Origin of the sequence: Streptomyces sp. NPDC032472 (genome assembly GCF_040636955.1) — a bacterium.
Classification (GTDB): Bacteria; Actinomycetota; Actinomycetes; order Streptomycetales; family Streptomycetaceae; genus Streptomyces.
In genome coordinates this window covers 140294-154715 of record NZ_JBEZVK010000017.1, presented here as the reverse complement: position 1 = coordinate 154715, position 14422 = coordinate 140294, and the positions used below count along the sequence as shown (strand labels likewise).

The following is a 14422-nucleotide window of genomic DNA, read 5'->3' as shown; positions in this document are numbered from 1 at the left end:
CCTTGATCAGCGTGAGGAAGGACCGCAGGATCCGGTCCTCGTCGAGCGAGGCGACCTGGTCCAGGGCCCCGTCCAGCTCCTCCAGCATGCGCTTCGCGGGCTTGGCCTCGGGGTCTTCCGCTTCGCTCCAGACCCTTGGTTGAGGCGCTTCGCGGCTCAACCAAGTCCGTTTCACGGCCTGTTGGGCCGGTCCGCTTCGCTCCCCGGCCCTGGCCCGCTTCGCAGGCGGCTGGCTACGAGGGAGGGGGCCGGGGCCCGTTGGTGACCCCTCCGCTGGTGCGATTGGTAACGCACAGTCAGGATCCCAGACCCTCGCCGAGGCTGTCAACCTACAATCCGAGGCCAGAAAAGCAAATCTGACGGTTAATTAGATTGTGTCCGTCGCTCGAATCCAGCGGAGGAATTTTAAGCTTTACGGAACCGCCGGAGACTCGAAATTCAGACCCCTTTGGACTTATCTGCAACCCTCAATGCGTGGACAATTGCCCACGCCAAATCGTCCGAATCCAACTCTTCCGCATCGGTGTCGACTTCAGCAAGGTACGCATCAATCGTCCCCATGATCACAGACTGCTTTTCGTCATCAGTCACGCCGCCACTCCCTCCGTGGTCCGAACCCGGCCGGGGAGCCGGGAAACTAGGTGAATGACCGAACGCCGCGCCCTGGGCACCGGCCCGCGCCCCACAACTCCCCCAGCACAACCCACGACCGGCCGCCGGGCCCGACTCGCCGCCGAGCCGGTCGAGGCGCCCCGCGCGGCCGCCGAGGCGCCTGCGGAACCGCCCCGCTCCCCCGGCCGGCGCCGACTCGGCACCGGAACGGACGCGGCCGCGGAGTGAGCTCCCGCCCCCGGCCGGGGCCGACTGCCTGCTTGGGGCGGCCCGGTGGTACTGCCCCCGGCACTCCGGGCACCGGGCCTCGCCCGCGCACGCCATATCGGCACGGGCTGCACCCGACACTAGCCCCCGACAGACACGGCACGGGGCATCGAACACCCGTCAGAACCCGAGGCCACAGAGGCCCCCTGAGCACCTTTCAGGCTGCTTCGCGACGGGGTGAGGCCGCGAGGTGCTGCGGGGTGCTCAGAGAGGCACACAGCGGCTAGACCGGGGCTGCTGCGGGCTGCTGGACAGCACGCAGAACGCCAAGAGGGTGTGAGCATCAGTCTCGATGCTCACACCCAAAGGGGGGCTACCCAATTAGATATGAATTCCAAGGAAAGCAAGGATTGTCTTCAAAATAAACCTCAGCAGGGAGGGCTGAGTTGGATCGATAGCCATGTGGATTTTGTCGTACCCGCCGATCAGGTTGATCAGTATGAGCGGGTAGTGCGTGACAGTCGCCGTGTAGTCCATCGTGGTCTTTACGCCGCGGCCAATCCGGCGGGCCCTGCGGATCAGTCGGGATGTCGTGTGCCGCGTGGCATCCATGATCGCTCGAAAACGGTAAGAGAACATGCTCGCTCACTTTCGGGTCGGTTATTCCACGGTGTGATCATTTTGGATTTCCTTTCTTGCAGGCCGTCTGTCGATGACAGACGCTTCCGTCTTTCAGGAAGAAGTGGCTACATGCTCGCCACCGCCGAACGGTAGATGTGAGTCCAGTCTACCGACGTCCTCGCTCCGTCAACCATCCAAGAGCGCTCAACTTCACTTCGGCATGCCGACTTTGACTGACACTCAGGCACACGGTCGAGCAGTAGGACTGCCCATCTCTGTCGGGGGTCGCGTCGGCGAAGTATCCGGCAGCAGCCGGCGCCCGAGCCCCCGGCGTGGCTGGTAGAGCGCGGCATGGGGGTCGGCCGGCTCCCGGTCCGCCTCCATACCGGTGGGTTCTGGGCCGCGGCCATCTACGGGCCGGGATGAACTCCACGTTCTTGCCGCCACAGCCGGCCGCGATGCCGAGCAGCCGGTCCCGCTCCGCCTCATCCACCGCCAGACCCCACCGCAGCTTCGTCGCAGTCCACTCCGCCCCGTACCGACACGACGCCTCCGCCGACGGCGGCAACCACCCCGCCGGATCCTGATCCGCCTCGCTCCTGTTGGCACGCGCGGTCACCGCGACGAGAGAGGCGGCCTGTCCCTGGTCGTTCGCCGTGCGCGCCGGAGCGCGGGGGCGGGCCCGGCTTCACTCACTCGGGTGAATCGGGGGGCTGTGGGGGGAGAAGTGCGCCGTGGGCTTCGTCTGCGGGGGCGAGGACGCGTTCACGCCGACCGTGTCCCGCCAAGTAGATGGAGAACCACTGAACATGACGCCGTCCTTGGAGTGGATCGGGCATGTCCCGGCCGCCGTGAGCGCGGTGCACGCGCTGGTTGCCCTGGTGAGGTTGTGCCGGCGAAGTCCTGCCGGTCATCAGGTCGCCCGCTTGGACGCGACCGCGAAGCCCGTGGCGGAGGGGGAGCGCTGCGGTGCGCGGGTTGTCGCGGTGCGGGTGGATGTCGCCGTGGAAGCGGATGTCGTGGTGCGGGTCGTGGTCGGCGCGCACGCCCCTGCGGGCGTCGGTGCGGGCGTCGGCGGTCCAGCAGCTGGCGGGGAGCGGGGCCCGTGGTAGGCGAGGGGGCGGAAGAGGGGTTCGCGCCGGATGCGGATGTGGCGCAGCGGTTGCTGGAGGCGTATTCGGCGTTCATGGCCTCTGGGCCGTACGCGTTGCGGCGGGCGTTTCGGTCGTTGTCGTTGGCGACGTGTCAGGACCTGGTGCAGGAGGCGTTTCTGCGGGTGGGTTCGAAGGCTGCGGAGGGGGAGCTCGCGCCGGATACGAACGTGATGGCGTACCTGCGGCGCACCGCCCACAACCTGGCCATCGACGAGCACCGCAGGGAGCAGCGCGGGGGCAAGCGGCTGGTGGTGATGGACGCGCAGGAGCTGGACGGGCTGCCGGCCGGTCGGGAAACGGTGGATGAGGGCCGGGAGCGGCAGCGGGAGCTGTTGCGGCGGGAGATCGAGCAGATGCCGGAGGGCCGGCGGCGGCAGGTGGTGGACTTGCAGAGCCGGGGGCTGAGCGATGCGGAGATCGCGACCGTGCTCGGCATAGCGGCCACGCAGCTGCACAAACTGCGTTCGAAGGCCATCGCTTATCTAAGGCGCAAGCTCACTGGGCATATTCGGGATGGGCATCGGAAGAAGAGCCTCGGAAGGAAGGACAGGTGACGGATGTGAGCACGAACGACGACCACCGCGGCGGGGCGGGCCGCCCGGAGCCAGTGGTCCCGGCCGGGCTCGCGCACCTGCTGGCCCAGCTTGCCGGGCCGCATGATTTCTGGGACCGCCCCAAGGGCTACTTCGGTCCCCTGACCGACACCTACGGCCTGAGCCTTGAGGATCGGGAGCACGCGAACTCGCTGTACCGGCTCGGGTCGAAGGCCTTGGTGCGCGGTGAGCTGCTGCGGGCCGAGCGGTGGCTGGGCACGGCGAGTGAGGCCGGGCATCCCGGTGCCCTGTTCCGGCTGGCCGCGCTGGCCGGACGGGCTGACGGCGACCGGCGTGAGGATGTCCGGTTCCTGGTCGCGGAGGCGGCCCGGCACGGACACAACGACGCCCGCCGGCTCCTGGCCGCGACCGCCCACCGCCGCCCCTCCCCTACGGAGCCGGTCCCGCCTGTCGAGGACCCGCAGTTCTTCGAGGAGGTCCGCAGCCACCTCGGCGTGCGCGCCGAACTCCTCACCCCCGACCCGGCGGAGGCCGCCGCGGCGGCGGAGGCCGGGGAGATCATGGCGCCCAGGGCCGGGGGCCCGCATCTGGTTCTGGTGCCCCCGCCAGCCATCCCCGCCCCCGACCGGCCGGCAGCCGACATCCCGCCCGGACCCGCGTCCAGGCCGCAGCGGCCGCATCTGCGGGCCGTGGACGGTATGCAGGCCGCGCTGGTCCAGCCCCTGCCGGACCCCGCCCCCCACCTGGCCGCCGCGGCCGCGGCCGCCGCCGGAGCCGCCGGGGACGCCGGGGACGCGACCACAGCCCAGCCGGATTCCGCCGCTGCCGCCGCCCCCGGCGGTGGCAGCAGGAAGGGGCCGTGGTCGGCGAACGCCCTGCGGCCGGCGGTCCTGGCCGACATGGCCCGCTCCCGGATCCTGCCCACCCAACCCCCTAGCCAGCAGGCCGCAGTCCTCAAGGCCCAAAGACTGCTCCACCACATCCAACAGTCCGGCGGAATCAGCACCCGCGACCTCGCCCGGCGCACCGGCATGTCCGTGACCTCCACCGCCTGGCTGCTGCACTGGCTGCGCGCCCAGTACCTCGTCGAAACCATCGCCGGAGCCCACGTGCCCGGACCGGTCATGGAAATGGCCGGCCGCCCCGAGCAGCACGAGCTGCTGATGCAGCAGACTCTCGACGGGCTGCGCGACCGCCTCGGCGCCGCCGTCTACCTCAGCACCTACACCGGCGGGGAAGTCGAGATCCTGCAGTCCTCCCACGGCCCGGGCGCGCCGCCGGTCCGGCCCGGCGCGGCGTTCACCGACAGCGCGCACGCCAGCGCGGTCGGCAAGGCCCTCCTGGCCGACCTCGACTTCGAAGCCCGCATGGAACACCTCACCCGCTACGAACCCGTCTCCTACACCGGACGCACCATCACCAGCACCCGAACCCTCTTCCACAACCTCGACAAGCACGGCCCCCAAGCACTCCAGTTCGATCTCCTGGAGTACTCCGACTTCAACGTGTGCGCGGCGTTCTCCCTCACCCTGCCCGGCCACGACGCCACCTGCGTCGCCCTCGCCCTCCCCTCCGACCAGCACCACCGCCTGGAGCGAACCGCCGCAGCCCTCAGCGACCTCTCCGCCGGACTCCTCCTCGCCCGACTCCTGACCAGCACCCCAACCGGCAGCACCACCAACACCGGCGCGGACGGCACCTGGCCCGTGCGCCCCTCCGACCCACCCCGCGCCATCGCCCTCCCCTAACCCGCGCACAACCGCTCTGCCCCGGTCCGAGGCGCCCCAGGGCGCCCGGACAGGGCAGAGCACCAGCCAGGTCCCCCTCGGCTGCCGCCAGCCGTAGGCGAGTGGCTGGCGCCCCGGCTCTGGTCGCATTACCAAACCCGCGGCTGCGCCTGGACGTGGCCGAGGACGACGTCGTGCTGCTCGGGGCGGGGTGCCCGCAGGCTGACATGGCGGGCGAAGCCACGGGAAGCAAGTAACGAAACAGGGCCGACCCGGGGGTCGGCCCTGCACGTGCGGCACTCGCGCGGCAACGCGGTGCGGCTGTTATCCCTTTTCGTGAAGTCACCACTTCAGGGGGCCGCCGGTTTCCCCGACGGGCTGCCCCCCACGGTGCCCGGGACTTGCGCTTGGGGCAAGCCGTAGTTGGGACGCTGGTGGACGAAAGCGTCCGGTTGTCCCCGTGACAGGGACAACCTAGGGGTGTTTTGCACTCATCTGTGAAGGGCGTCGACTGCGGGTGTCCGTGGCCTGTGGGTGTGTAGCCGCAGGTCAAGGGCCTGCGTTTACTTGCGTTTAGTTGTGGACGCCGATGAACGAATCAACCGACATTCCGGGCATTTCGATGTAGCGGGTGACGGAGCGGCAGGTCTGCCGCACGGTGACCCGCGGGTCACCTGTCATGCTGGTGACTCCCGGGTCCGCGACGGCAATCGCCCCTAGGGAAACGCCACTTGGCGTGAAGTCACCAATACGAGAGGGCGCATTTTCGCGCCCTCTCGTCCACTTCAGGGGGCCTGTGGCCCCCGGATAGGACTGGCATGTCTGTGTACGACGAGACGAGCCACGGCCCGGGCAAGCGCGGGCGGGCGAACGCGGGCCGGACGGCTGGTGCGACGATGCCGCAAGCGGTGATCATCAGCACCATCGTCAGCGCAGTCCTCGTCCTGGCCGTGGTGCTGCGGCTGCACGGGATCCCTATGACGGAGACCCTCCAGATACTGGGTGGGGCCGGCGGGATCGGGGCGGGCCTGGTGCTCGCCGTGACCCCGGGGGGCCGCGGCCGGCTGGCCGCGGTGGCCCGCGCTGCCGTGCACTCAGGTCGCTGAGGGGGGGATCATGGGACGCCGTGAACTCCCCGTGGACTACACCGTCCCCCAACGCGGCCAACTGGCTGCAGCCCTGCGGCGGGTACGTGCGCTGGCCGGCCTGAGCTACGACGAGCTCACAGGCAAAACCGGTCTGTCGGCGGCCACCCTCAAGCGCGCTACCTCGGGCAAGACCGTTCCGACCGAGGAGACGGTCAAGAAGTTCGCCACCGCGTGCGGGGGCGACCTGGACGCGCTGCACCTGTTCTGGTTGAGCGCCAGGATCGCTGACCGGGGCAGACTCGCGCATCTGCGCAAGCCGGCCCTTCCGCAATTCATCAACGGCCGCCGGGAGCTGAGCGCAGCGCTGGAGTACTTCTACGAGGCAGCCGGCGCGCCCTCGCTGCGCCGCCTCGCCGAGCTCGCGGGAGGCACCCACCTGCTGCCGGTCAGCTCGGCCGGCCGGATCGCCAACCGGCAGGCCCTGCCGGCCAGCCGTCAGCAGATGGTGGCCTTCCTGACCGCCTGCGGCCTCACCGGGCAGGGGCTGGACCTGTGGGGAGACGCCTTCGAGGAGATCACCCAGCACCCGGACGGTCCGTACTCCAAGCTCGAGGCGATCCTTGAGAAGGTGGCCGAGAGCATGAAGGGACGCGGGCGTCTTCACCTCTCCCCCAACCACCAGATGGTGGACGGCCCAGGAGGAGACTCAGGCTTCGTCACCGCCGCGCGTTGGGCGGCGAACGACATGCTTGCCGCCAGGCATCTGACCCATCGGTCGGCGGCCTGATAGCTGCTGGGCTGTGCAGTGGTGCTTCACCAGCGAGCAGGCCCCGGGCAGGCGGTTCACATGCCCTGGGCCTGCTCGCCGCAGACACCACAGCGGCCACCGCTTCCCTCGCTGTCCCCGCAACCACAACCCCGCCCCCAGCGTGGCTGATCTGTGGGCGGTCAACCGACGGCCGCGGTCGGGCCCTGGCCGAACCGCGGGACGTCAGCCACGCCCATGTCCAAACGGATCCGCCGGAAGCGGAGCGGGTGACGGAAAACACCCAGGTCAACGGCCTTGTCGGCGCTGACTTCCGCCACCAAGTCCGGGCGGACCAGCACCACGTCCAGGACGTCGTGGCTCCCCCAAGCCGAGGCAAATCGCACACCCTCAAAGGGGTGCGCGGGGCTGGCCGCGGAGAGATGCTCGCCGACCTGCCGGGACGCCTCCGGGCGCAGGGGGACGGTCCGGCCGACCGCGCGCAGCCGGCCCGCCTGGTCGTGGCGGCCGAGGACGAGGAGCTGCGGGCGGGTCAGGGTGCCGGTGACGGCGCCGATGATCGCTTCGGTGGTGTCCCTGCGGCGGACCTTGGTCCATCCGCGGTATGAGGGGAGGTAGCGGCTGGTCAGGGGCTTGATCACGACGCCTTGTGCACAGTCGGTCACTGACCATATACCTAGCGCCATGATCGCGAATGCGTGGCGAGTGCGAGCCACGATGGAGGACTTCGACCTCCCTCCTGACGGACTTCCCTTCGATGTACGCCTGCTGACGACGAACCGGGCGGAGTGGCTACGCGAGGCGGCCCTGGAGGCAGGTACGCCGTCCTCGTGTCGCCGGTGTTCGAGTACGACGTCGTCTTGAACAGCTTCTTTCAATCGCCTGGGATGCGGATGCACGCGGTGAACACCCAGTTCGGCTACGCCCGGGACCTGGCGGCGTTCCTGACATTCCTGTGGGTGTCGCGGCGCGGTAAGGGCTGGCGGGACGCGGCCGAGGAAGATCACCTCGCCTATCTGGCCTGGCGGCGCCGAGACGGCCACGGGCCGCCATCGCCGGGGCGACGTGGAACCGCGAAGTGGCGGGGGTGGACGCCTTCTACCGGTGGGCGGTGCGTGCCGGGCACGTGCCGACGAGCCCGATTCCGCAGGTGGCCAGGCGCCCGAGGGTTGGCGCGCAGTTGTCGCGCCGGACAGCGGACGAGCAGCGGCCGGCGACGTACGTGCGGGACACTGGGGCCGTGCGGGTGGAGTGGCTGCCGCCGGTCTCCCATTCCTCCCAGCCTGACGTATGCCCACGGGCTATCGGGGTCCCCATCGCACAGTCGCTCGTCAGCACGGCGGGCTGCCATCATGCTCAGATGGCCCACCACATAGTGATCTTCCTGGCCCCCGACGACGAGACCGCTGCTGCAACGCGCCTGGGGGACCTGGTGAGGCCTTCGAGTCCGTGACCTGCCATTTCATTGAGCCGGACAGTGCCATCGCCGAATGGGACATGTACTTCGAGGAGCCTTCGGCCGAGGCCCCGCCTCCTGAGCAGATCTACACGTGGCGGCCGTGGCCGGAGTGGGTCACTGCACCCTTGAACGATGGCGTTGAGGTGTTCGCACTGCCGCAGCGGTTGACCCGGGCGCTGGCCAACGCAACCTCGGCCGCACTGGAAGAGCTGGCAGGCCGCTGGACCATGCGGCTCCGGTCCGAGGACGGGGACGACATGACCGACGATGATCTACTGGCGGTCCTGCAAGGAGTTGCCCGGCTTGCGGCGTCTGCAGTGGACACGGGCGGCGGCCTCTACAGCTGGAGCCTCTGAGCGTTCCTGCGCGGGGGACGCTCGTTCTTGACTCCGCTGCATGCCAGGAGCTCGGTCCCGGTGGCGTCGAAGTACAGGGTGAAGAACCAAGATCGGCCTGCTGCAACGATGTTGCCGGTACGCAGTTGTTCGTCGCGGTCCCGAGCGCGGAGAATTTCAACGGACTCGTCGAGGCCGAGGGTCGTCAGGCCGATCTTCAACGACCGCCTCAGCCTTGTCGCAGCGATGCCAAGGACCATCCACATTGGCGCTTGTCCGTCGTAGAGCATGACCTCGCCGCCAGCGGCGATGGCGTCGCGCGCTGCCTTACAGGCACTGGTCTGGTCTTTGAGCATCACAGTGATGTCTGGCGGACTTGGGCTCTCGTCCTCGGTGGCCATGTGGCGACTGTAGAGACCGAATGCAGGCGTTGCCACAGGATTCGGCGTGCGCAGGACTCAAAGACAGAGGCAGTCGTGACAGGTAGAACTGTGGACGGGCCACAAGGTGGTCAATCGGTCAACACCAAACCCTGGCTGCAAGATGCCTTCGACGCCGCACACGTCCGTCCAGGACTCCAGCCACTCCCGCGCTTTGGCCAGGTCCGTCGTCATGGGGACGAGCGTCCACGGGGGCATCAGGGCGTAGTCGGTGAACAGCTCCTCCAGCAGGGCGCGCCGCTCGGCGTAGGGCCGTTGCAACAGCTCCTGGCCGCCCATCTGCAAGACGTCGAAGGCCACGAAGTAGGCCGGCCACTGGGCAGCCAGGCCAGCGGCGCCGCGGGCGCGGGCGGCGGCCCGGCGCTGCAACGCGGCGAACGACAGCCGGCCCGCTTCGGCGTCCCACACGACCAGCTCGCCGTCGAGGACCAGGCCGTGCGGCAGCTGCTCCTCGGCGGCCGCTACCAGGTCCGGCCACCGGTCCTGCACCAGCGACCCGCGCCGGGTCTGCACCACCACGGCGCCGCCCGGACCGGCCGCGGTGAAGACGAGCACCCGGCGCCCGTCCACCTTCTGCTCGTACGCCACCCCCACCCGCACCGCGGCCGGGCCCGGCACGGCTTCCGCGGCCTGCGCCAGCATCGGCTCAACCGGCGGCCTGAGCACCATCTCGGGGGCCTCCTCTCGCCCCTCTTCCAGGGTCGGCTAAAGCCAGCCCGAGGCGGCCCGGCAGAACAGCCGTCGGATCACCCATCCGAGGGGCGCAGCGGGGCCGTCAGGAGCGGTCTGGGACCCGGCTGCGGCACCGTGACGGGATGCGCCGCTGGTCCCTGCCTCTGCTCCTCGCCGCGCTGCTCGCGGCCTCCGGATGCGTCTTCGTCCATCCCGCCCCTACCCGGCCCGCCGATCCCTCCCCGGCCGCGGCGCTGGCGGACGCCAAGCACCCAGCGCCCCGGCCCGCACGGCCGGCTCTGCCCCTCTCTCGCCTGCCCGAGAATGCCGCCGCCCCAGAGACCGAACGTCCTCCCGCCCCCGGGCACCCCGGGGCGGGCGCCCGCGAGGCATCCGGCGGGAGCCAGCACACCCGGCCGGTCCCCCAGCGCAGGGCCGAGGGCCAGGCCCCACCGCGCAGGGCCGCCCCGCCGGCGCCCGCCGCACGCCCCGCCGCGAGCCCAAGGCCAAGCCCAGGAAGGTGAAGACGCGCCCGCACCACACCACCCGGTACAGCCCGCACCCGGGCCGGGCGCGGGGAGCCGCGAACATGGCCGCGCTGTGCCGCGCTGCGCACGGCGTGACCAGCCCCGCCGTCACCGCGCTGTGTCACCAGACGTACTGTGACCGAGCACCGCAGTTGGCCCCACTGGACAACTCCGATGCACAACCACAGACCGGTTGCTCAGAACAAGGAGTCCCAGAAGACCTCTTCCGGGTCGGGTTCTTCTGGGTGGAGCATGCAGCGTCTGCAGCGCAGGAGTCCTGGTTCGGTGGTGCCCGAGGCGGCACTCATCCACGGCAGGGCCTCCATGGCGTGTGCGCGCTCGTTGTCGGCGAGGGTGTCGACGGTCCGGCGGAGCTCCTCCGGTGCGGATTGGTCGGTGAGGCACAGCCAGCCGACCGCCGCCGACAGACGGGCTTCGGGGGGCTCCGTCTGGTCGTGCCACCGTTCCCACAGCCACATGACAGTCGGCGGGTGCGGGTGGGCCCGGGTGATCTCGGCGGTGGCCAGGAGCAGGGCGGCGCGGACCATGGCGTCGCGCTCCGTGGCGAGCCTGGTGACGACGGCGGTTCGGACCGTGTGGTCCGGGTCGGCGGCGGTGGCCAGCGCATAGGCGGCGTCGATGCGGATGGAGGGGTCGGGGTCGTCGAGCAGTGGCAGGAGTAGGGGCGTTTCGGTAGTGATCGCGGCTCGGGCAGCGGCCACCGACCAGCCTGCGGGGTAGCCGGTCACCTCGACGCCGTAGTCGTCGTAATCGTCAGATGCGTGGCGCCGCGGGTCGGTGCGGTAGAGAAGGAGTTCGTCCCGGGAGGCGACGCCGAAGTGCCGGGAGCGGGCCGGGGCGGAAAGTACGCCGAGGGCGTCGGCACGGTGTGGATGACGGGCATCGGTGGCGATGGGGATCAGGAACGGTACGGCGAGGGCGGCAGCCGCCCGGCTGTCGTTGGCACACAGGCCGCCGAGAACCCCCGTCGCGTGGCGAGCGGGGCTGTCGCCGGTATGCAGCTGGTGAACGGCCTCCCGGGCACGGTCCCCATGAGGGAAGTTTCCCCACGGGACGGCGTCGAGGAGGAACCCGCGCTTGGTCTCGGGCCGGATGCCGGCCACCACCGCCCGGACATCGAACGCACCTCCCGCGAACGAGGCCAGATCTGCTCCCTCCACCAGCGCCCGGCACATCGCGAACGTCGGATCGGTCCGCCAATCCCCCACACCACACCCCCACCATCGATCTCCAGCGACTCGATCATGCCTTCCCCGACCGCCTCCGATAGCCGGCTGTCGGGGATCCCGAGCGCCTCCCCACACATCGCGAACCACCGAAATCTAGAAAACACCCTGCTCAGGGCGGACCTTCCGCCATCGTGCGGGCCAACTATCGCGCTCAGCCCGCAGTGCCCGGGCCGCGGGCGTCTGGCCGCTGAGCCAGCCGTGGCCGTGCTCCGGAACGCCCGGGGAAGACGGACCGGTGCCGTTCGTAGGCCTCGCCCAGTTCTTCCGCCGGGACATCCCAGCCCTGGCTGCCGGGCCCGACGGTGCGGATCTGGTGCAGATCTTCCGCTGCCCGTTCAATCACGGTCCCTACCTGGAGCGCCGTTTTCACCTGCGGTGGCGGCGGGCCGCAGAGACCGAGCGAGCGGAACGGTTCCTCGCCGCTCCGCCCGAAGTGCCCATGCTGCGATGGGAGCACGAACTCCCCGAGCCGTGTGTCCTGCATCCCGAAGAGGTGGACACCTATCCCTGGGCAGAGGACGACACGCTGCCTGCCTCTCTGATCGCCCGCATCGACGCGTGGGACGACGCCCAGGCCGCGGAACACGGCCCTGAGGCCCCCAGCTACCAGTTCGACCTGTCCATCCCGCCCGGCTGGCGGGTGGGCGGCTTTCCCAGCTGGGCGTCGACGGGCCCGATAGCCATCGGCTGCGAATCCTGCTCGACCCCGATGCGACTGCTGCTGACCGCCGGCAGCGACGAGATGGACGCCGGCTCGCACAGCTGGGTGCCTCGAGAGGAGCGCGACCCGTCCCTGCGGGGGAAGGCCTCGATCCAGGGCGGCCCGTCCGTTGCCCAACCGACCCGGCTCCGCTTCGGCCGGGACCGGGACCTGCACGTCTTCACCTGCCCGGCCGACCACAGCCACCCACCCCAATGGGTTCTCTCCTAGAGAGCGGTGAGGTAGTGGGACCAGCTTTCGCTGACCAGCTGTGCCCAGCGGTTGGCGGTGTGGGGCTGGATGCCTGGGCAGCCAGCCAGACCGGACCCTGCGCGCGATGCCACCTTCTCTGCAGTCTGCTGGGCGGCCTTGGCGCGCGCCGCTGACGTTCCCGTACAAAATGGCTGTATGGCTTCGAGGGGGACACCCCGTGCGGCGGTTCGCAGCAACCAGTTGAAGCGGATCGCACGACGTAAGGGGCAGAAAGCCCGGCGGCGAGTGCGGGCTCCACTGGGTCCTGGACAGCAGGGACAGCGCCATAGAGCAGCCGAGCGCTTTCGGGGCGCCGCTGGCGCACCTGGCGTCAGCAGCGCACCACGCAACCGCATGAGCCTGTGGGCTCGACTGGAGCGATCAGTCTCTCTCTCCTGGCAACCTTGAGCGCAATCGCCGTCGCCGCCTTTACCTGGAAATCAATCAACCAGGTAAACAACGAACAGGCCATTACACGAGAAGGGCAGATCACCGATCGCTATAATGCCGCCGTGGGGAACCTCGGTAACAAGGCTTCCGAGGATGTGCGCCTCGGTGGAATCTATGCACTTCAACGGATCATGCAGGACTCGCCGCGCGATCAGCCCACCGTTATGAATGTCCTCGCCTCCTTCATTCGGGTCCACAGCGAGAAGCCGAAGCCGAAAAGCGGCGAGACTGCCGTGACAAGCGACGTCGCCGCAGCAGCCAAAGTCCTCCTTTTCAGAGACACCCACAATGACGGAGGCGGCTCCGGGATCTCGAAGCTTCGAGGCGACGAGGACTTTGATCGCTACCTCCGCAATCGACAGCGAAGCGTAGACCTACAAGGCGCCGACTTGCACGACCTCTCCCTGGAGTACGCGCAGCTAGGCAAGGCCGATCTGAATGGCGCCGACTTGAGTGGCGCCTCCCTGATCACTGCGGACCTGCACGAGGCTTATTTGATCGGCGCTGACCTCAAAGACGCAGACCTGAGTGGGGCATCCCTGAGAAATGCAACGCTGCAATCTGCGGACCTGAGCAACGCATCCCTTAAGTCCGCAGACTTCACCTGTGCGGTGCTATTCAACACGAACCTCCAGAACGCTTTTCCGGAGAGAGATCACCCTCGAGCAGATCTTGTCTACTGCGGTCATTGATCGATTCACGCAGCTTCCTGAATATTTAGCAAAAGACCCTAAAGTTCAAGAAAGGATGCATTTCGATAACCCTTCGTGCGAGGTACTGACCGACTGACCTGACCCGGAAACCGTAAGCCTGCCGTCACTACAAAACAGTGCAGTGAACACGCCAGCCGACATGCCGTTACGGGGTGGGTGGGAGCCCCTTGTGCAAGCCGTGCCGGCAGGCCCGGCAGGAACAGCTGCTCGCCCGCCCCTGACCGTGACCGACCCCGCACCACCGCCCGCACCGATCACGCTCCTCCTGCCCGACGGGCAGAAAATCGAGCTCGTACGGCTCTACGAATGCCAGCAGCTCGAATCGGGCCTGTGGATGTACCGCATCGGCGTCCCCCTCTGGCAGACCGCCGTCGGCGGCGGCGCCGAGCCGGTCGAATACGCAACGTGGGTTACCGCCGCCCAGCTGCGCCCGATCCCCGGGGTTGACCTGGACGCTGTGCCCAAGCACCACCGGCCCGCCACCGCCCCCGCTGCGGAGGCGCCCACCACGCCCTGGGCGTGGGTTTTGGACGGCCATTCCCGAGGGCGGGCCGCCGTCGTGCACGCCGCAGGATGCCGGCTGGCGAACGATCGCGCGGTGCCGGTGAAGACGACGGGGGCGCTCGATGCCCTCATGCGGCCCGGCACCACGGCGTGCCCCAAATGCGACGCCGCCGAGACCCTGCTGCCGATCCTCGACCACGGCCAGAAGGGCGTGCCCGACACCGCCGACTGACCGAAGGCAGCGGGTCAGACGGTCGGAGACGCGGTGTAGTCATGGCGTAGGTAGCCGCGGCCGTCGCCGTGCCAGTCCAGGAACAGCACCGAGACAGCCGTCCCGCGCGGGTCGGGGCGCTGGACCACGGTCAGCCACGCGCGGGCGTCAGCACCGTGG

General features: G+C 69.2%; 15 protein-coding genes and 1 pseudogene. 10 read left to right on the top strand and 6 right to left on the bottom strand.

Features of this window, described 5'->3' with window-relative positions; all coding sequences use genetic code 11:
* Window positions 1-438 precede the first annotated feature (438 nt).
* Entirely contained in the window at window positions 439-591 is a 153-nt protein-coding gene (locus AB0F11_RS14280) for a hypothetical protein (protein ID WP_362172322.1), read from the bottom strand.
* Between the two features lie 54 nt (window positions 592-645).
* Here AB0F11_RS14280 and AB0F11_RS14275 point away from each other — a divergent pair, with 54 nt between their 5' ends.
* Window positions 646-840 carry a hypothetical protein gene (locus AB0F11_RS14275; RefSeq protein ID WP_362172320.1) on the top strand — a complete coding sequence of 65 codons (195 nt, stop codon included), beginning with the start codon at window positions 646-648 and terminating at the stop codon, window positions 838-840.
* Between the two features lie 366 nt (window positions 841-1206).
* Window positions 1207-1593 (top strand): hypothetical protein, encoded by a 387-nt coding sequence (locus tag AB0F11_RS14270; RefSeq protein ID WP_362172317.1) that lies wholly within the window; start codon window positions 1207-1209, stop codon window positions 1591-1593.
* A 292-nt stretch (window positions 1594-1885) separates the two neighbouring features.
* On the opposite strand, the pseudogene AB0F11_RS14265 reads toward AB0F11_RS14270, so the two are convergent.
* Window positions 1886-2095: pseudogene (locus AB0F11_RS14265) on the bottom strand (HNH endonuclease); the annotation flags it as partial.
* A gap of 450 nt (window positions 2096-2545) precedes the next feature.
* Between AB0F11_RS14265 and AB0F11_RS14260 the strand changes: the two are divergent.
* The 4 genes from AB0F11_RS14260 (at window position 2546) to AB0F11_RS14245 (ending at window position 6750) form a co-directional block, all read left to right on the top strand.
* Window positions 2546-3148, top strand: a complete 603-nt coding sequence (locus AB0F11_RS14260; RefSeq protein ID WP_362172315.1) for an RNA polymerase sigma factor — start codon at window positions 2546-2548, stop codon at window positions 3146-3148.
* A gap of 5 nt (window positions 3149-3153) precedes the next feature.
* Window positions 3154-4896, top strand: coding sequence for an IclR family transcriptional regulator C-terminal domain-containing protein (locus AB0F11_RS14255; RefSeq protein WP_362172312.1), 1743 nt, complete (start codon window positions 3154-3156; stop codon window positions 4894-4896).
* Window positions 4897-5693: 797 nt separating this feature from the next.
* Window positions 5694-5981, top strand: a complete 288-nt coding sequence (locus tag AB0F11_RS14250; protein WP_362172309.1) for a hypothetical protein — start codon at window positions 5694-5696, stop codon at window positions 5979-5981.
* 31 nt (window positions 5982-6012) lie between these two features.
* On the top strand, window positions 6013-6750 hold the full coding sequence (locus AB0F11_RS14245; RefSeq protein WP_362172306.1) for a helix-turn-helix domain-containing protein: 738 nt from the start codon (window positions 6013-6015) through the stop codon (window positions 6748-6750).
* A 161-nt stretch (window positions 6751-6911) separates the two neighbouring features.
* Here the strand turns inward: AB0F11_RS14245 and AB0F11_RS14240 are convergent, their stop codons facing one another.
* Window positions 6912-7370, bottom strand: coding sequence for a hypothetical protein (locus AB0F11_RS14240; RefSeq protein WP_362172303.1), 459 nt, complete (start codon window positions 7368-7370; stop codon window positions 6912-6914).
* An 808-nt stretch (window positions 7371-8178) separates the two neighbouring features.
* Between AB0F11_RS14240 and AB0F11_RS14235 the strand changes: the two genes are divergently transcribed.
* On the top strand, window positions 8179-8544 hold the full coding sequence (locus AB0F11_RS14235; protein WP_362172300.1) for a hypothetical protein: 366 nt from the start codon (window positions 8179-8181) through the stop codon (window positions 8542-8544).
* Here the strand turns inward: AB0F11_RS14235 and AB0F11_RS14230 are convergent.
* The 3 genes from AB0F11_RS14230 to AB0F11_RS14220 all read right to left on the bottom strand — a co-directional run bounded on the left by AB0F11_RS14230 (window position 8526) and on the right by AB0F11_RS14220 (window position 11391).
* Window positions 8526-8924: a hypothetical protein gene (locus AB0F11_RS14230; protein ID WP_362172297.1), complete on the bottom strand. Its 399-nt coding sequence runs from the start codon at window positions 8922-8924 to the stop codon at window positions 8526-8528. The two genes, AB0F11_RS14235 and AB0F11_RS14230, sit on opposite strands and share 19 nt — an antisense overlap.
* Window positions 8925-8981: 57 nt before the next feature.
* Window positions 8982-9632 (bottom strand): hypothetical protein, encoded by a 651-nt coding sequence (locus AB0F11_RS14225; protein ID WP_362172294.1) that lies wholly within the window; start codon window positions 9630-9632, stop codon window positions 8982-8984.
* 727 nt (window positions 9633-10359) lie between these two features.
* Entirely contained in the window at window positions 10360-11391 is a 1032-nt protein-coding gene (locus tag AB0F11_RS14220; RefSeq protein ID WP_362172291.1) for a hypothetical protein, read from the bottom strand.
* A 256-nt stretch (window positions 11392-11647) separates the two neighbouring features.
* On the opposite strand from AB0F11_RS14220, the gene AB0F11_RS14215 reads away from it, so the two are divergent.
* The 3 genes from AB0F11_RS14215 (at window position 11648) to AB0F11_RS14205 (ending at window position 14263) form a co-directional block, all read left to right on the top strand.
* Window positions 11648-12343 carry a hypothetical protein gene (locus AB0F11_RS14215; RefSeq protein WP_362172288.1) on the top strand — a complete coding sequence of 232 codons (696 nt, stop codon included), beginning with the start codon at window positions 11648-11650 and terminating at the stop codon, window positions 12341-12343.
* Between the two features lie 425 nt (window positions 12344-12768).
* A complete protein-coding gene (locus tag AB0F11_RS14210) occupies window positions 12769-13506 on the top strand; it encodes a pentapeptide repeat-containing protein (RefSeq protein WP_362172285.1) in 738 nt (245 codons plus the stop codon).
* A 244-nt stretch (window positions 13507-13750) separates the two neighbouring features.
* The gene (locus AB0F11_RS14205) at window positions 13751-14263 is read left to right on the top strand and encodes a DUF6233 domain-containing protein (RefSeq protein ID WP_362172282.1); all 513 of its coding nucleotides are present in this window, start codon (window positions 13751-13753) and stop codon (window positions 14261-14263) included.
* The last annotated feature ends 159 nt before the right edge of the window (window positions 14264-14422 follow it).

Excerpts from the sequence above, each read along its gene's own strand:
- AB0F11_RS14275 (WP_362172320.1), top strand. The coding sequence starts at position 646 with ATGACCGAACGCCGCGCCCTGGGCACCGGCCCGCGCCCCACAACTCCC.
- AB0F11_RS14250 (WP_362172309.1), top strand. The coding sequence starts at position 5,694 with ATGTCTGTGTACGACGAGACGAGCCACGGCCCGGGCAAGCGCGGGCGG.
- AB0F11_RS14270 (WP_362172317.1), top strand. The coding sequence starts at position 1,207 with ATGAATTCCAAGGAAAGCAAGGATTGTCTTCAAAATAAACCTCAGCAG.
- AB0F11_RS14225 (WP_362172294.1), bottom strand. The coding sequence starts at position 9,632 with ATGGTGCTCAGGCCGCCGGTTGAGCCGATGCTGGCGCAGGCCGCGGAA.
- AB0F11_RS14230 (WP_362172297.1), bottom strand. The coding sequence starts at position 8,924 with ATGGCCACCGAGGACGAGAGCCCAAGTCCGCCAGACATCACTGTGATG.